Genomic DNA, 17,311 nt, shown 5'->3' with positions numbered 1-17,311 from the left:
TTAAAGTGGCTGACAAGGATAAGCACACTAAGGTGATCATTATTACCGGAAGTGGAGAGAAAGCCTTTGTCGCCGGTGCGGATATTAGCGAATTTGCCCATTTCGATGTAGAAGATGGTGCGAAATTGGCGGCTAAAGGTCAAGAGTTGTTGTTTGATTATGTTGAAAATCTTTCCACACCAGTTATTGCGGCGGTCAACGGATTTGCTCTTGGCGGTGGACTGGAATTGGCCATGGCCTGTCATTTTAGAATTGCGAGTGACAATGCCAAAATGGGCTTGCCAGAAACGTCATTGGGAGTAATCCCAGGATACGGTGGAACGCAACGTTTGCCTCAATTGGTTGGCAAGGGCCGCGCCATGGAAATGGTCATGACCGCAGGTATGATTGATGCCGAGACAGCAAAAACGTACGGATTGGTCAATCACGTGACCACACAGGATGAGCTTATGGGCTTTTGTGAAAAGATAGCCGGTAAAATCATGCGGAATTCTACAGTAGCGATTAAAGGCGCTATAAAAGCCATTAATGCCAATTATAAAGACGGGGTTAACGGATATAAAGTAGAAATAAAGCAATTTGGAAAATGCTTTGGCACTGACGATTTTACCGAAGGTACGACAGCGTTTTTGGAAAAGCGGAAGGCGGAATTTCCGGGGACATAATTCCTGCGAAGGCAGGAATCTCAAAATAGAACACTGACGACACAGATTGAGCGGATTTTTACTGATTTGATTATGAAAATTAAATAAAAGATTAATGACGAGATCAGTGCTCATCATAAAAAATCAGCGTCACCTGCCCTGCCGGCAGGTCTGCGTTCTATTAGATTGAATAGATCCTCACCGATCCAAATAATGATTTTACATATCCTCTTTTAGTCATAAGAATTAAAAACTGAAAATACAAAGCCGATTTTTTGTTTGCCCCGCCCTAAAAGGGAGCAAAAAATCTCAAATGATTAATTAATTTGAGAAAAAGCCATAATGATTCAATTAAAAAAATGCGAACCAAATATTTGGTTCGCATTTTTTTAATTTTTCTAAGTCATCGGTCATCGGTCATAGGTCCATGGTCACAAGTCTCACCACTCACCTCTAAAAGCGAAGCGTTCTACCCTCTGCTCTCTAACTTACGACTGTCCTCCAACAATCGTCAATTCATCAACAATATGTTTGGCATTTGAATATTTATCAATCAACCAAAGTACATATCTGATATCCACATTAATTGTTCTCTGCAAATCCGCATCGAATATCACATCACCTGCCATCGCTTCGATGTTTCCATCAAAAGCCAAACCAATCAATTCCCCTTTTCCATTGATTACAGGAGATCCTGAATTCCCACCGGTAATATCATTATCTGATAAAAAGTTAACCGAAAGTTCTCCTTTTTCATTAGCATAACGTCCGTAATCTTTTTTGGCATAAGCATCCAACATGGATTGTTGCAAGTCAAATTCTGGATCATTCGGCTTGTATTTTGCAACCATCCCCTTTAAGGTCGTGTAGTTGTTAAACTCAGCATCATTCTGCTCGCCTTCTTTTCGAGGTAGTGCTCTCACTTTTCCATAGCTTAATCGCAAGGTTGAATTGGCATCAGGATATTGAATGTTGCTCAATCCAGATTCACGTAATCCAGCTACCAATTTTCTAAAAGCCGCTTGAAAATCATTTTCAGGCTGTACTAAGTGCTCAGGTTGTTCTCTGTATTTTGTCAATAACTGACCAGATAATTTATACAACTGATCGTTTTCTAACTTTGAAACATCAGGGTTTTGTAAAAATGCCTCTACGCTTTCTTTTGAATTAAAAATGCTTGCATCAAAAGCAGCATCTACAAATGCGGTAAAGTTGTTGTTGTTTTTATCACCAACTTCTTTGACCAATTCAGGAAGTGGGTAATTCGCTTTAGATGCATATAAACCTAATTGTTTGGCAAGAAGCTCTTTTTCCAAAGGCAAATGATAATCTTTATAAGAGCTTGCTATGAACGACTGTAATCTTGGAAGCATGTTCTCTCGTGCAGCTTCATTTGCCGCAGCATATTGTTCTAAAGCACCGCCAATTCTATATGGCAACACGGCAAATTTACTCCCACGTAAGATGCCCGTTAGGTAATTGTCGTGTTGAGCTTTTTGATTGGTCAATTTGTAATAGGCGTTGATATCAGAAATCACATTACCGTATTTCGCTTTGTTGTTCTTTTTGTTGGCCCATTTATCAAAAGCGTCTTCCACTTTCGTTTTTGTTGCTACTGTGTTATGATCGGTTAAAGCTTCAATCATACCACCACGGTTTTTCCAATAGTTGGCAATACTTGCATAAGAAGAGGCATACATCAAATTGATGGCTTCATCATTATCCATATATTTTTTCATGACGTCCATACTTGTTTTTGAGCCTTCAACCCAAGCAGGATAAGCGAATTTTACGTTTTGTTCAACCCCTTGCGCTGGCATCCAACGGTTGGTTCTTCCTGGATAGCCCAAGATCATGGCAAAATCATTTTCCTTAACGCCATCAATACTTACCGGAAGATGGTATTTAGATTTTAAAGGCACGTTGGCAGTAGAATACTCTGCCGGATTTCCATCTTGATCAGCATATACTCTAAATAAGGCGAAATCGCCAGTATGTCTTGGCCATTCCCAGTTGTCAGTATCACCACCATATTTTCCAACACTTTCTGGAGGTGTTCCTACCAAACGTACATCAGTGTAATCTTCATAAACAAAATAGTAGAACTCGTTACCTTGGTAGAAAGAGCGAACAGAAACGGTGTACTTACCGCCCTCGTTATTTTCTTTTTCAATTTTAGCAACCTCTTTATTGATGGCAGCTTCACGTTCTTTTTCAGACATCGTCTCATTGACTTGCGATAAGATACGTGTTGACACATCATCCATTCTGACAAAGAATCTGACGTACAGGCTTTCTGGTTTTAATTCTGCATCAAGTGATTTGGCCCAATAGCCATCCTTGAGATGGTTTCTATCGGCAGAAGATAATTCTGCAATCGCATCATATCCACAGTGGTGGTTGGTCAATACCAAACCACTATCAGAAACAATACTGGCCGTACACCCACCATTAAACTGTACGATGGCATCTTTTAAACTTCTGTTGTTGATGCTGTAAATTTCTTCGGCAGTCAATTGAAGTCCCATTTTCTGCATATCTCTTTGGTTGAGACGTTCTATATGCATTAAAAACCACATGCCTTCATCTGCTTTCAGTGCGGATGAAAACGTCATCATAAAAATGGTGAGGGAGAGCAATATTTTTTTCATGTTCTTTAATTTTTTGTGAGTGCCAAAAATATTGAATTTTTATATGGTTTAATGGTTTAGGAACTGTTAAAACCTTGTTATTTTTTAACTTAGAAAAGAATCTTCCAAAAAGCTATGTTTCTCATAGTGAGTAGCTCAAATAAGTTTCTACATTCTGTAGCCATCAAATGGGAGGTGTTGGTAGTAACTTTAAACTTTCGTCCCAACGACGGGAATCATCATTAAAACTATAATTATGGACCCAAATCCTACCCTCAAAGGTCGTGGAGCACAAATTAATGTCCCTAATCGATTCTTTGAATTGAGTCACGAAATCCGAGATGACTTTCTTGAATACTGTGCTAAGGAAGGAGAAGATGCCGATAACAATAAAACGCTTTTTCTTGAAGTATTTCCAAAAACAATTGTCAATAAAGTTACAAGTCCTGATGTGGGCATGGGTTATTCCATGAACATGTATCAAGGTTGCGAACACGGATGCATCTACTGTTATGCGCGAAACACCCACGAATTTTGGGGCTATAGCGCAGGCCTGGATTTTGAACGTCGGATTTTGGTGAAAAAAGAGGCGCCCCTTCTATTGGAGCAATTCATCAAAAGAAAAAGTTGGAAAGCCCATCCTATTGTGATGTCAGGAAATACCGATTGCTATCAACCTGCGGAAAAGCAATATGAAATTACACGAAAATGTTTGAAAGTCTTCTTAAAATACAAGCACCCTGTTGGCATTATTACAAAAAATGCCTTGATCCTTCGTGATTTGGATATTCTAAAAGCATTGGCTAAAGACAATTTACTTGCGATTAATATTTCTATCACCTCGCTTTCTGAGGATACGCGACGTGTTTTGGAACCCAGGACAGCGACCATCAAAAAACGATTGGAAACAGTAAAGATTTTATCCGAACATGGGATTCCTGTTAACGTCATGATGGCGCCCATTATTCCTTCAATTAATAGTCATGAGGTTTTGACACTGGCAAAGAAAGTCTCAGAAATGGGCGCATTGAACATGGGGCATACCATTGTGAGATTGAACGGTGCTATTGGAGGGATTTTCACAGATTGGATAAAAAAGACGCTGCCAGATCGGGCAGACAAGGTATTGCATCAAATTGAAAGTTGCCATGGCGGAAGTTTAAATGACTCCCGAATTGGAACTCGGATGCGCGGTGAAGGTGAGATTGCCAAACAAATCAACGACATGGTAAAACTGGCCAAGCTTAAATATTTTAAGAACAAATCGATGCCAAAATTGAATACATCACTTCATGAACAGTATAAAGATGGACAGCTCAGGTTATTTTAATCCTTATATTTGGCGACACTTATCAGATTTATGAGGATTATTATTATCCGTTTATTTAGTTTTTGAATTATAAAACACTTCCATACCAATGATGAACAGACTTGTAAAAAGTATCGTAATCACCGTTTTGAGTTTCTTTTCGGTAACAATGATTGCACAAGAAAATGATAAAACTAACCTTTGGAAAATTGAAGGAGATGAGATCAAAACTTCCTACCTATTTGGGACCATGCATCTTATTCCTGAAAAGGATTTCATTTTGAAAGACAAGGTTAAAACAGCTTTTGATTCTTCTGAGCTGTTGGTACTGGAGTTGGATATGTCGCATCCTGAATTTATGGAAGATATGATGGCCCAAGCCTATTTGGAGCCAGGAACGGAATTGAAATCGTTTATGGATGACAGTGAGTATGAGTTATTGGACAATTTTTTGAAGGAAAAAACGGGAATAGGGATGCAAATGTATAATACAATGAAACCTTTTATGCTCATGTCTGTTGTTTTAATGGCATCGGTTGATGGTCCATTGGCGAGTTTTGAAATGACCTTGATGCAAATGGCAAAGGAATCGGATAAACAAATAAAGGGTTTAGAAACGATAGCAACTCAAGTCGGTGTTTTTGATGCAACTCCTTATGAAAGGCAATTGGACGATCTGCTCGACATGATTAAAAACTTAGATGAGAGCACAGCATTATTCAACACCATGGCCCAACTCTACATTTCCGAGGATATAGATGCCTTATACGGTTATATGGATGACTATATGAATGGCGATTTGGAAATGATGGCGCGCTTTTTAGACGAAAGAAATAATAATTGGATTCCGGAAATTTCTAAATTTTCAAAAGAGTTTTCCACATTTTATGGGGTTGGAGCTGCACATCTGGCAGGTGTTCAAGGCGTCATTAATTTATTGAGAAAGGCCGGTTATACGGTGACGCCAGTGATGGATTAAGATTAAATAATAATAACTTATAAATTAAGTGATTTATCAAACCTAACAGTCCCGATAGCTATCGGGACTGTTAGGTCTTTTTATTTTTCGCCATCCCACTCCGCATAAAATTGCTCAAGAAATTGCTCCATAAATTGGTGCCGCTCTAAAGCAATCTGACGTCCTGTTTTGGTATTCATCTTATCTTTTAACAACAATAACTTTTCGTAAAAGTGATTGATCGTTGGTGCATTTGAAGTTTTATATTCTTCTTTGGACATATTTAAATTTGGAAGTATTGACGGATCGTAAAGTGTTCTATTTTTAAAGCCACCATAATTGAACGTTCGTGCAATCCCGATAGCACCTAAGGCATCCAATCGGTCAGCATCCTGGACGACATCAAGTTCTGGAGAATGGAATTTTTGAAGTTCATTGCCGCCACCAAAGGAGATGTTTTTAATGATATTGATGACGTGTTCGATCACTGCAGCATCCACACCTATTTCCGATAAATACTCACCTGCTACTTTTGGTCCTACGGTTTCATCGCCATTATGGAATTTACTATCGGCAATATCATGAAGCAGCGCACCAAGCTGTACTACGAAAAGATCAACGTCTTCATTTTGAGCAATTAACAGTGCATTTTTATAGACACGCTCAATATGAAACCAATCGTGGCCGCCTTCGGAACTCTTTAATTGTTCTTTTACAAAGGCTATGGTTTGTGAGATTTGATTTTCTTTGATGCTCATAATAATAGAACGCTGACCTGCCCGTACGTTCAGGCGGGTGACGCGGATTTTTTATGATTAAAATGATTAGTTGCGAATAAAACACTTGATAATTAAGTCTGTGGCTTCAGAATGCTTATGGTTTTCCATAAATCAAACGTGCCATTTAAAACACATAAAAATCAGTGAAGATCAGCTCAATCAGCGTCACCTGCCCTGCCGGCAGGCGGGTCCGTGTTCTATCTATTTTAACCTCGCCGGCTCCACCCATTTAAATTGATAGGAGTTTTCAGGAATCCGCATTCGATCTGCCAAGCGTTTCATTCGGTCCGGAAGTTTCATGAGATAATCTCTTGCTTTTTCAGCATCGTCAGAAAGATTTTTGATATTGCCAATATCCCAACGCTTGATTAATTTCTCCAAAATATCCACATAATCGGCTGAGGTATAGACACCTATTCGTTGCGCTGTATTTGAGAATTCTTCAAAAGCAGTACCTATCTGATTGCCAGATTCTCTTAAGAAATGAGCAGGCATGGTGATTTTTTGTTTCATCATGGTCTGAAAGGCAATCATCATTTGATTTGGATCTACGGTGAATATACGTTCTACAAATTCAGAGTAAGCATGGTGGTGACGCATCTCATCGCCAGCAATAATATTACACATTTTAAAGAGTGACCTATTGCCTTTTTCTTTGGCGATTTTGGCCACGCGATTATGGGAAACGTAAGTGGCAAGCTCTTGAAAACTGGTATAAATAAAGTTTTTATAAGGATCTCTATCGGTGCCAATATCAAATCCGTCGGCTATTAAATGCTGTGTTGTCTTTTCGATTTCTTTCATGTTGACGCGGCCTGACAAGTATAGATATTTGTTGAGCACATCGCCGTGTCGGTTCTCTTCTGCAGTCCAATGGCGCACCCATTTTCCCCAAGAGTTTCGTCCAACCTGATCCACGCCTTCTACATCCATCAACCAAGACTCATAGGTAGGCAAGGCTTCTTCCGTGATCATATCACCCACTAAAACCACCCAAAAATCATAAGGCAATTCTTTTGATAATTCACGTATTTCTCTGACTTCATCGTAAAATTTATCGCTTTCTGAATCTGGTAGAAAATCAGTGGGCTGCCAAATTTTATCAATGGGTATTAAGTATTTTTCTATAAGTGATTCGACGTCTTTTTCCAGGTGTTCCATCACTTCCAATCTCACATTTTTTAAAGACATAATCTTATAATTTAGGGATGAATATTTGAAGTAATCGTCTGTTCAACAGATTTGATTAATTCTTGCTTATCTACAAAGGTAGCGATTTTGATAGGTTGATGTACCGTGAATTTCAAATGATTTCCAATCCCCATGGGAAATTTTCCGTAACGCAGCATTTTCCAAGAATTGTTAATACTAATAGGAACAATAGTAGCTGATGGCACTTTTTTCATCATCATTTCAAGCCCTTTGGTCTGAAAAGGCTTTGGAACGCCGTTTTTGCTTCTTGTTCCTTCCGGAAAAATAACTGCTGCTCTTTTGTTCTTTTCAATATACTCTCCAAATTTCATAATGGCAGGAAGCGACTGTCTCGGGTTTTTCCGATCAATCAATACTGAGCCTCCGTGTCGGAGGTTGTAAGAGACGCTTGGTATACCACGACCTAATTCTTTTTTTGAGATAAATTTTGGGTGGTGTTTGCGCATATACCACATTATGGGAGAAATATCGTACATGCTTTGATGGTTGGCTACAATGATCAGGGGTTGATCTGTGTCAATATCATAGGGATTGGTAAAGGTGAATCGGGTACCCAAAACATTTAGGGAACGCATCAAAAAAAACTGAAGCCAATCGACACTGATTTTATGGGCTTGATAACCAAAGAGATTAAAGCAAATCCATTGAATGGGATGGAATACCACAAGCGTGATTCCAAAACAAATTAAATATAAAACGGTTAAAGGGTAGGCCAATATTTTTCTCATGCTACAAAATTAAGAAAAACTCAACCTAAAAACCTATTAATAAATGGCAATGCATTTATTGTCCTCACATTCCAAACGAAGTGGCGGATTGACCATCATGCAATCTGAATATTGCTGGCATTCTACATTAAACACCTGCTCAAGTTTGTTATGTGATTCTACGAGGTTGTGGAGTGCTAAGGTGTCTATGGAGGTAGAATAGACCAAGTAACTCCACGGTCCGCCGCATGGTTTGCTGCCAAGGGCAATTGTGCGACATTCAAAATTTTCATTACAAATGGAAGCTTCAGCATGATTTTTAATCTCGGCTTTCATTAGAGCTAATTTTGAAACATAGTCTTCACAGGACATAGTATCCCGATCATCACATTTAAATGCCGTCAATAAAAGGAATGGTACAGCTAATTTTAAAACAAATATCCATGTTTTCATAATAATACCTTTTAAGGTAGATGTCATCTATTTAAAAAGGTTGCGCACTAACTAAAAGAACCACAGTAAATTTACCGTGGTTCTTTTAAAATTTCGATACTTTAGCTTCAAGCTGGACGCTCCAAGCTTCAAACTTATTAGCAATATTGGTTATAAGCGTCCACAAGGTTTTCTGCAATTATTTCTGCAGGTCTTCCTTCAATATGATGACGCTCTAACATATGTACCAATTCGCCGTCTTTAAACAAAGCGATAGATGGTGAACTTGGAGGAAATGGAACCATATGCTGTCTTGCCTTATCTACAGCTTCTTTATCTACACCGGCAAATACAGTTACGGTATGGTCTGGATGCTTATCATTTTGTAAACTCATTCGTGCTCCTGGGCGAGCATTAGCTGCCGCACAGCCACAAACCGAATTTACCACTAACAGAGTTGTGCCTTCTTTCGCTAAAGCTGCATCAACATCTTGAGCGGTATATAATTCTTCAAAACCAACCTTGGTCAAGTCTTCTCGCATTGGTTTTACTAATTCTGCTGGATACATATATTTTAAAATTTTAAAAATTAATAATTCGTCCCGAACTTCGGGAATGCAAAGATATGAAAAATTCGCCTCATTAAATTGGCCGCGGGTTGGTAGTTTGAATGCAGGTATTTTTATCGTCAATGGAAATTTAAATTCTAATTTAGAGCATAAAAAGACTAACTATAGTATATTTGAACTACTAAAAATAAAATAGATAAATGAGTTTTTCAAAATGGATAGGCGCAGGATTGGGATGGTCTTTTGGCGGGCCAATTGGAGCCATTATTGGATTGGTCTTGGGAAGTATAATAGATTCTGTGTCGGATAGCGGAACACCACTTTTGGGCGATTGGCAGACCAATCAAAAAAAGCGGCCAACTTATACACGACAGGCCCGTCCGCAAACACAACCGGGCGATTTTGAAGTGAGTCTTTTAATCTTGGCTTCTGTGGTAATCAAGGCCGATGGACATCAAGATCAACGCGAATTGGATTATGTGCGCCAACAATTTGTGAACATGTACGGGCAGGAACGAGCAAATAAAGCATTTCGACTGTTCAAGGGTATCAATCAACAGCAAATTCCGGTGCGTCAAGTGTGCATGCAAATCCAACAGATGATGGATCATGCCTCACGCTTGCAATTGTTGCATTTTCTTTTTGGTATTGCCAAAGCTGACGGAATAGTAACAGATAGTGAGGTTAATCAAATTCATACCATTTCGGGATATTTGGGCATCAGTTCTCGAGATTTTGAAAGTATTAAGGCCATGTTTTATGACAGTAGTGACAATGCCTATAAGATTCTTGAAATCACAAAAGAAGCTACAGTGGACGAAATTAAGGCGGCTTATAGAAAAATGGCAAAGAAATACCATCCTGATCGTGTGGTGCATCTAGGTGAAGCTCATCAAAAGGGTGCTGTTGACAAGTTTCGGCAGGTTCAGGAAGCCTACGAAAAACTGCAAAAGGAGCGTAGATTTTGAATGGTCTAATTTTGGGTGGTATTCAATTTCCGTTGAAGAATTAAAACCGTCAAAAAGTTATTGATTGGAACTCTTGTCATGGATGCACAAAGGATATTTATTTTTTCATACTTAAATGGACCATTATAAATTTATTAATTTAGTTATTTATTTATACACCTTTTATTGATCATTCATTGACTCACACAACCAATTTAATTTTATATTATGCAATTGATATTAAGACCTTATATTTTAAAACTGAAGCATACATTTACCATTTCAAGAGAGTCTCGAGATGAGCAACCTTCCTTGATTGTTGAATTAAAGGATGATGGTGAATCTGGATTTGGTGAAGCCACCTCAAACCCCTATTACAATGTAAGTATCAAAGGGATGATGAATGACTTGCGGCAATTGGAACCGCTCATCGCAGATTCATCTGGCATGCCTCCTGAAGAGTTTTGGGAGAAAATGAAATCGCAATTGTCTCATAATATGTTTGCCCTATGTGCCTTGGATTTGGCTTATAATGACCTATACGCCAGAATAAAGGGCAAGAAATTGTATGAACTGTGGAATTATGATATCAGTCATAACCCGTTAACAAATTTTACGATAGGTATAGATACCATTGAAAAGATGGTCTCTAAGATGAAAGAATTGCCTTGGCCAATTTATAAGATCAAATTAGGATCGGATCGTGATATCGACATAGTCACTGAATTGCGTAAACATACCGATGCGATTTTCAGAGTAGATGCCAATTGTGGTTGGACGGCAGATGAAACCATCGCCAATGCAAAGGCGTTAAAAGAATTGGGAGTTGAGTTTATAGAACAACCTTTGCCTGCCGACGATTGGGAAGGTCATAAAAAAGTCTTTGAACAGTCGGTATTACCAATTATTGCTGACGAAAGCTGTCAGGTAGAATCGGATGTCGATAAATGTTACCAAAATTTTCACGGGATCAACGTTAAATTGACCAAATGTGGGGGCCTCACACCTGCACGGCGCATGTTGGTAAAAGCGCGCAAATTAGGAATGAAAACCATGGTTGGTTGTATGACCGAGTCCACCGTGGGCATTTCTGCCATAGCCCATTTATTACCACTTTTGGATTATGTAGATATGGATGGCGCTTTATTATTGGCAGAGGATATTGCCACTGGAGTACATATAAAAGATGGCGAAATTTTCTACAGCGATCTCAACGGGACTGGCGTGACCTTAACCGAATAATCGATGACTGTTGATCAATTTCCGGATAGAACCGTTTTAGTTGATGGTGAGACCTATCTTTATTTCGGCGGAACTTCTTATTTAGGAATGGCTACCAACCCTGATTTTCAAAACCTGCTTTTTGAAAGTATCAAAACATGGGGTACATCTTATGGGAGTTCGAGAAATTCCAATATTCAATTGAGAATTTACCAAGAAGCAGAGGATTTATTTTCAAAAAACAGTGGGGCTGAGGCCGCCCTTACCGTTTCCTCTGGTACTTTGGCTGGAAGACTCGTAATTGATTATTTGGAAAAAACACACCGACATTTTTATCATTATCCAAAAACACATCCCGCCATTCTTGAAAGTTCAAGTCGACCATTGTTTGTTGATGGAGCCTTGCATCCGGGATTGACAGATGAGGTAAATGAAGCCGTTGTGATCACGGCAGATGCCCTATTGTCTTTAGCGGTACAACCCACGAATTTTGATTTCTTGGACGGTATTTCTTCAAGTAAAACCATCACTTTATTAATTGATGAGTCCCATAGTTTGGGCATTGTTGGCAAAGACGGTTCAGGTGTTTATAAAACGATTAACCATCCAAGTATTTCACAAAAAATAATGATCAGCTCATTGACCAAAGCTTATGGCTGTTCTGGAGGCGTTATTGTTGGGAATAAAAAACTTGTTGATAGCATTAGGAGTGCCGTGGTGTTTATCTCTGCTGCAGGAATGAATCCTATCTTTTTACAAACTTTTGTAAAAGGGCAGGGGATTATACAGGATCAACTCAAAAAATTGCGTGAGAATCTGCAGTTTGTATATGGTGGCGACGATTTGTCACAACAATTTTACTATGATCATGACTACCCTGTAATCTATTCCCATAGCAATGTTATTTTTGACTATTTGAAATCAAAGGGTATCATCATTACTAATTTTAAATATCCTAATTATGAGGCTTTGATGAATCGCATTGTCATTACTGCCAACCATACCAAGCAGGATTTAGAGCAGCTGAAATCTGCTTTGACGGCATTTCAAAAAGAAACCCTTCACTAAAATTAATGAAGGGTTTTTTATTAAAAATTGTTTATAATTTAATTTTGTGCATCCCACCAAACAGGTGTTACTGGTGATTGTTGATTGGCTTCAACATTCACTCTGTTTCTGTTTAATTCGGTAGATGGATAACTAGCTCTTCTAAACCATTGGCCTGCATACTCACCACTGGAATCTTCTTCTTGACGTATAGTCAAACCTTTAAAAACTTCATCTGAAAAATCATATCGTCTATAATCAACAAAAGATTCTGGGTTTAGGAAGTTGTGAATGTATTTTTCTTTCATGATATGATTTAGCATTAAGCCATTGACACCAACATCTATGGCGCCATCAGCTAAATAAATAGAGCCATCAACTCCATACTTATCCATACTTGCCGCAATACCCATCATGTAGGCATCATAAGCTGTAGCATTAGATCCGACGCTAGTAGTTGTCCCTCCATTAGCTAAAAAGGCTGCTTCTGCCTTGATAAAAAGAGCTTCAGCATAACTGATAATCATAATAGGAGAGTCGACATCTGTATAATAACCGCCTTCTACAAATCGGGCATTGCCAGGTGTTCCGTCGGGACTGACACCTCCACCGCCACTTACAAAACCTTTCCACTCAGAACTACCGCCATCGGTTGTTCCAAAGCGAGGTAATCTAGGGTCAATTTCTAACAGTCCGCTTTGAAACGGATAATAATCACCGTTCATGGAACTCACCAATTGGCTGGCCAAATCATTATGGAAATTCCCCGTATTTCGAGCTACAATTTCTTGTGCATACCATGGATTAATTGTTCTTTCATTATAATCCATTTGAAAATCGTCATCATTGGAGGTGAATCCATTAACAATAGTATTCAGAACGTCATTCGCAGAAACAGTTCCCGTGTTGACCAAATGCAATTGGTAACGCGCTTTCAATGTATAGGCAGCACGCAACCATTTATCGGTATCACCACCGTAAATCAAATCCTCGGTGCCAAGAGTGATATCAGATGTATCTGGTCCTTGTAGTGCATTTATAGCGCCGTCCAACAATGCAAAAATATCAGAATAGATAGATTGCTGTGTGTCAAAAGTAGGAAACAAATTTCCTTCGCCTTTCGCGGCATCTCTGTAAGGGATATTATCCCAAGAATCTGTTGCAATACCTAAGTTCATCGCGGTTATAATGTCAGCAACTGCTGCATAATGTGTAGCATTGGCTGCTGCAGCTTTTTCTTTTATAACTCTAATGTTAGGGAGTGTATATAGGTAAATATTGTTCCATAGTGAGGCAGAAGAAGTTTCTCCTGCGGCGGTACCACCTTGGCCCACAAAATTCTGTGCATAATTCCCATAGGTAAGTTCTGCAGAGTATTGACCTTGAATAGTTCTTAAAAGAACCGGAGCCATTAAGTCACTTGCTCTAATTAGCTCTTCCTGAGCTGTACCTGATGGTGTGTTTACGTCAAAATATTCTTCGCTACAAGAGCTAGTGCCCAAGATAAGCAAAGTTATAAATGTTGTTTTTAATATATTTTTCATCTTCGCTTTTTTTTAAAATCCTAATTTAATTCCAAAAGAATAACTTTCACTCAATGGAGTCCCAAGGCCTGTAAATCCGTAAACGTTACTTCCGGCGCTATATTGGTTGCCTTCAGGGTCATAACCATCGTAAGGTGTCCATATTAAAATATTATGGGCACTCACTGAGAGACTCATATTGTCTAACTTTAAAGTCTCTAAAACTTTGCCCTCAAAATGATAGCTCAACCCGATGTTGCGTAATTTCACCCAAGATGCGTCTTGAACCAAGATCTCTGAAGCTCTGTTGTAACGACCGGAATCTCGGTAATAGTTTTGATCTATAGTCCCAGGAATGGTATTAGTGACAAAACCACCGCTACCATCATCCATCACACCGTCAAATACCATGTCTACATCTCTAACCACAGTAGCTTGAAGAATTCCGTTCCTTAAAGCATTTCTCCGTCCAGCATCGTAAAGGTCACCGCCTTCTTTCCATTCCAATAAGAAATTAAAACCAAAATTTTTGTATTTAAAGACATTGTTGATAGATGCTATAAAATCTGGAAATGCATTACCCACTTTAACACGTTCATCTAAATCGACCCGTGGTAAACCATCGGATCCAATATAACGTTGTCCGTTTTCATAGCGCCATTTGTAACCGTACAAATCGCCCATTTTATCACCATCCCTTATTTCGGATGTCACACCCGCAAAACCTGAATCAGCAAAAATAAGAGCGTCAATATCATCAGGCAAAGACAATACCTTACCTTCGTTGGTACTCCAATTAAAAATGGTTTCCCATTTAATGCTATCAGTGTTCAAAATAGAATAAGACAGTAACAATTCATGTCCATAAGTTTCAAAGTCACCTGCATTTCTGGTAATTCCTGCTAATCCGGTTGAATATGCAGTACCTACGGTGAATATTTGATTTTTTACACGGGTTTTATAATAGGCATAGTCAATTCGAAGTCTATTGTTGAAAAATCGCAAATCTGTACCAATTTCAAACGATCTATTTTTTTCTGGCGTAATATTGTTATCGCCAATAGTGATATCAGCTCTATAGCCTCCAGCACCACTAAAAGGGAAATTGCTATCAGAAACAAAATACTGACCTACTTGGCCAAATAATGGGCCCTTTCCAACTTCAGCCCACGACCCTCTGAGTTTACCAAAGGTGAAAATATCACTCTCCTTGTCAAGCAACTGATGAAAATCATAAGCTAAACTGACCGATGGATAGAAAAACGATCTGTTTTCTTTTGGTAGTGTAGAGACCCAATCGTTCCGTCCTGTTATAGTCAGGAACAATTGATTTTTGTAGTCCATTTTTAGTTCACCAAATACACCAACGTTTCTTAATTGCGTTACACTCTTGTCGGCAAAAATATTAATGGTGTTGGCAATATCATTAATTCCAGGAACGTTTAAGGTTTCTCCCCGAATCATGGAGTAATCTCTTTTAGAATCTGATATTTGATTTCCTATCGTAAACGTGGTACCAAAGTCTTCTGACCAATCTTTGTCAAAAGACACCAATAAGTTTGATTCCAATCCTAAGAAATTAATGTTTTGATTGACAATAAACCCGCCTACCGCAGCACCGGCATCAAGATCTGGTGCTACAAAACGATTTCTTTGGTCAGAATAATTATCTACCTGGGCTGCATAGGTAACATTGATCCAATCTTTAGGTGCCCAATTTAAAGTAACGTTCCCAACCCATCTGTTGACATCATCCGTCAGAGGGCTTGTTTCCAGTAGATATCTCGGGTTATCAATGATTCCAAATGAATAGTTTCTTTGGGTTCCATTAGGATTGAGATAATCATTTATTGGAAAGGTTGCAGAATAATAAGATAAAGAACTAAATACGGACTTATCACCACCATTTCCACGCTTACCGCCGGCATTGGTGTAACTAATGGACGAATTTATAATGAACTTGTCATTCACCTTATAACCTGCTTTAAATCGCAAGGTCGTTTTACTATAATCAGTATTTGGTAAAACACCTTCTTCATTGTCATTTCCAATAGAAAAATAATAATCAAGCTTGTCATCAGCCCCACTGATATTAAAATCTACTTGAGTATTGATACCTGTTTGAAAGAGGTCATAAGGGTCATAAAAACGATCGCCTGTAAGATCAATCGTTTCCCCATTTACAACGGCACTGTCTGCACTATATTCTGGTCCCCATGAATAAAAGGAAGTGCCACCTAATCTTGTAAATCCTGTTTCTGTTTCAGGGGTGTACATAGTTCTTGGAAGACCACTAAATCCTTCGCGGTATGTTTTTTGTAATTCTGGGGTAGTTTTGATATTCCGCATGGTTGTGGAAGCTGTTATTCCTACTTTAGCTTTTCCTAACTTTCCTTTTTTGGTGGTAATGATAATTGCACCATTTGCTGCTCTTACACCATAAAGTGCTGTGGCTGCCGCTCCTTTCAGTACGTTGTAACTTTCAATATCTTCTGGGTTGATGTCAGAGCCCCTATTGGTAAATGAAAATTGTTCTGAACTACTTGGGGAATTTGAGCCTGCACTTGGTAAGACACTTCCAGAGAATGTGTCATTATCTAAGGCCAAACCGTCGATAATTATCAAAGGTTGGTTGCTTCTATTTGGATTGACAGAGGTAATCCCTCTAATTAAAATATCAATACCACCACCTGATGAGCCAGAGGTTTGGCTGATCTGAACACCAGCAACCCGACCCTGCAATCCCGAAAGGGCATCAGTTTGACCGGTGAGATCTATATCTTCGGTTTTTACTTGGGTTACAGAATAACCCAATTCTCGTGTTTCTCTTTTAATCCCAAAAGCCGTCACCACGACTTCATCCAGAGAACTCGCATCTTCTTGAAGTGTCACATTGATTACGGCTTCAGTAACGGTTCTTTCCACTTTTTTGAAACCTACATAGGAGAAAATCAAAACATCTCCAGAAGAAGCATTGATGGTATAGTCACCATCAAAATTTGTTGTTGCACCCTTAGTGGTGCCTTTTACAAGGATATTGACTCCTGGCATTGGAACATTATTCGCATCAGTAACTACACCGGTCACGGTAATAGTTTGAGCGAATAACATTAAAAGAGCAGAAGTAAAAAAACCAAGTAAGGTGAGGGTAGTTTTTTTTTGCATAATTTGAGTTGTTTTCGTTAGACTAGTATAGTAAATGTAAGAAAATTAATTTAAATTAAATGTTCCTCAGTGTTTTATAGTAATTGTTGATAAATCCTAATTTTTTAATAATGGCATTTTTTCTCTTTGTTTGGACAAATTTGGAAATTATCAACTAACTTTCGGAAC

14 protein-coding genes are annotated in these 17,311 nt (G+C 38.7%); 6 read left to right on the top strand and 8 right to left on the bottom strand.

Annotated elements, in window-relative coordinates; all coding sequences use genetic code 11:
* Positions 1-665: enoyl-CoA hydratase/isomerase family protein (locus MWU32_RS01830; protein ID WP_246937244.1), on the top strand; the 665-nt coding region annotated here is incomplete at its 5' end.
* 467 nt (positions 666-1,132) lie between these two features.
* On the opposite strand, the gene MWU32_RS01825 is transcribed toward MWU32_RS01830, so the two are convergent.
* Complete coding sequence (locus MWU32_RS01825) at positions 1,133-3,295, bottom strand: S46 family peptidase (RefSeq protein ID WP_246937242.1); 2,163 nt, start codon at positions 3,293-3,295, stop codon at positions 1,133-1,135.
* 235 nt (positions 3,296-3,530) lie between these two features.
* Here MWU32_RS01825 and MWU32_RS01820 point away from each other — a divergent pair, with 235 nt between their 5' ends.
* Together MWU32_RS01820 and MWU32_RS01815 are read left to right on the top strand one after the other, a co-directional pair.
* The gene (locus MWU32_RS01820) at positions 3,531-4,604 is read left to right on the top strand and encodes a PA0069 family radical SAM protein (RefSeq protein ID WP_246937240.1); all 1,074 of its coding nucleotides are present in this window, start codon (positions 3,531-3,533) and stop codon (positions 4,602-4,604) included.
* Positions 4,605-4,692: 88 nt separating this feature from the next.
* A complete protein-coding gene (locus MWU32_RS01815; protein WP_246937238.1) occupies positions 4,693-5,562 on the top strand; it encodes a TraB/GumN family protein in 870 nt (289 codons plus the stop codon).
* A gap of 80 nt (positions 5,563-5,642) precedes the next feature.
* Here MWU32_RS01815 and MWU32_RS01810 read toward each other — a convergent pair whose 3' ends face one another.
* The 5 genes from MWU32_RS01810 to MWU32_RS01790 form a co-directional block, all read right to left on the bottom strand.
* Complete coding sequence (locus MWU32_RS01810; RefSeq protein ID WP_246937236.1) at positions 5,643-6,299, bottom strand: HD domain-containing protein; 657 nt, start codon at positions 6,297-6,299, stop codon at positions 5,643-5,645.
* Positions 6,300-6,521: 222 nt separating this feature from the next.
* Positions 6,522-7,511: an acyl-ACP desaturase gene (locus MWU32_RS01805; RefSeq protein ID WP_246937234.1), complete on the bottom strand. Its 990-nt coding sequence runs from the start codon at positions 7,509-7,511 to the stop codon at positions 6,522-6,524.
* Positions 7,512-7,522: 11 nt separating this feature from the next.
* Positions 7,523-8,260: a lysophospholipid acyltransferase family protein gene (locus MWU32_RS01800; protein WP_246937232.1), complete on the bottom strand. Its 738-nt coding sequence runs from the start codon at positions 8,258-8,260 to the stop codon at positions 7,523-7,525.
* Between the two features lie 36 nt (positions 8,261-8,296).
* Complete coding sequence (locus MWU32_RS01795) at positions 8,297-8,692, bottom strand: hypothetical protein (protein ID WP_246937230.1); 396 nt, start codon at positions 8,690-8,692, stop codon at positions 8,297-8,299.
* Between the two features lie 137 nt (positions 8,693-8,829).
* Positions 8,830-9,240 (bottom strand): BrxA/BrxB family bacilliredoxin, encoded by a 411-nt coding sequence (locus tag MWU32_RS01790; RefSeq protein WP_246937228.1) that lies wholly within the window; start codon positions 9,238-9,240, stop codon positions 8,830-8,832.
* Between the two features lie 200 nt (positions 9,241-9,440).
* Between MWU32_RS01790 and MWU32_RS01785 the strand changes: the two genes are divergently transcribed.
* From MWU32_RS01785 to MWU32_RS01775, 3 genes are all read left to right on the top strand, one after another.
* Positions 9,441-10,208 carry a TerB family tellurite resistance protein gene (locus tag MWU32_RS01785; RefSeq protein WP_246937226.1) on the top strand — a complete coding sequence of 256 codons (768 nt, stop codon included), beginning with the start codon at positions 9,441-9,443 and terminating at the stop codon, positions 10,206-10,208.
* A gap of 207 nt (positions 10,209-10,415) precedes the next feature.
* Positions 10,416-11,429 (top strand): dipeptide epimerase, encoded by a 1,014-nt coding sequence (locus tag MWU32_RS01780; protein WP_246937224.1) that lies wholly within the window; start codon positions 10,416-10,418, stop codon positions 11,427-11,429.
* Between the two features lie 3 nt (positions 11,430-11,432).
* On the top strand, positions 11,433-12,476 hold the full coding sequence (locus tag MWU32_RS01775) for an aminotransferase class I/II-fold pyridoxal phosphate-dependent enzyme (protein WP_246937222.1): 1,044 nt from the start codon (positions 11,433-11,435) through the stop codon (positions 12,474-12,476).
* Positions 12,477-12,514: 38 nt separating this feature from the next.
* On the opposite strand, the gene MWU32_RS01770 is transcribed toward MWU32_RS01775, so the two are convergent.
* Complete coding sequence (locus MWU32_RS01770; RefSeq protein ID WP_246937220.1) at positions 12,515-13,999, bottom strand: SusD/RagB family nutrient-binding outer membrane lipoprotein; 1,485 nt, start codon at positions 13,997-13,999, stop codon at positions 12,515-12,517.
* A 12-nt stretch (positions 14,000-14,011) separates the two neighbouring features.
* Positions 14,012-17,143 (bottom strand): SusC/RagA family TonB-linked outer membrane protein, encoded by a 3,132-nt coding sequence (locus MWU32_RS01765; protein WP_246937218.1) that lies wholly within the window; start codon positions 17,141-17,143, stop codon positions 14,012-14,014.
* Positions 17,144-17,311: the final 168 nt, after the last annotated feature.

The sequence above is a fragment of the Gelidibacter sp. F63206 genome (assembly GCF_023015735.1).
Note: the sequence above shows the minus strand (reverse complement) of the source record. Positions and strands in the feature narration are given on the sequence as shown.

Coding starts and splice junctions, on each gene's coding strand:
- MWU32_RS01825 (WP_246937242.1), bottom strand. CDS start 3,295: ATGAAAAAAATATTGCTCTCCCTCACCATTTTTATGATGACGTTTTCA.
- MWU32_RS01820 (WP_246937240.1), top strand. CDS start 3,531: ATGGACCCAAATCCTACCCTCAAAGGTCGTGGAGCACAAATTAATGTC.
- MWU32_RS01815 (WP_246937238.1), top strand. CDS start 4,693: ATGATGAACAGACTTGTAAAAAGTATCGTAATCACCGTTTTGAGTTTC.
- MWU32_RS01810 (WP_246937236.1), bottom strand. CDS start 6,299: ATGAGCATCAAAGAAAATCAAATCTCACAAACCATAGCCTTTGTAAAA.
- MWU32_RS01805 (WP_246937234.1), bottom strand. CDS start 7,511: ATGTCTTTAAAAAATGTGAGATTGGAAGTGATGGAACACCTGGAAAAA.
- MWU32_RS01800 (WP_246937232.1), bottom strand. CDS start 8,260: ATGAGAAAAATATTGGCCTACCCTTTAACCGTTTTATATTTAATTTGT.
- MWU32_RS01795 (WP_246937230.1), bottom strand. CDS start 8,692: ATGAAAACATGGATATTTGTTTTAAAATTAGCTGTACCATTCCTTTTA.
- MWU32_RS01790 (WP_246937228.1), bottom strand. CDS start 9,240: ATGTATCCAGCAGAATTAGTAAAACCAATGCGAGAAGACTTGACCAAG.
- MWU32_RS01785 (WP_246937226.1), top strand. CDS start 9,441: ATGAGTTTTTCAAAATGGATAGGCGCAGGATTGGGATGGTCTTTTGGC.
- MWU32_RS01780 (WP_246937224.1), top strand. CDS start 10,416: ATGCAATTGATATTAAGACCTTATATTTTAAAACTGAAGCATACATTT.
- MWU32_RS01775 (WP_246937222.1), top strand. CDS start 11,433: ATGACTGTTGATCAATTTCCGGATAGAACCGTTTTAGTTGATGGTGAG.
- MWU32_RS01770 (WP_246937220.1), bottom strand. CDS start 13,999: ATGAAAAATATATTAAAAACAACATTTATAACTTTGCTTATCTTGGGC.
- MWU32_RS01765 (WP_246937218.1), bottom strand. CDS start 17,143: ATGCAAAAAAAAACTACCCTCACCTTACTTGGTTTTTTTACTTCTGCT.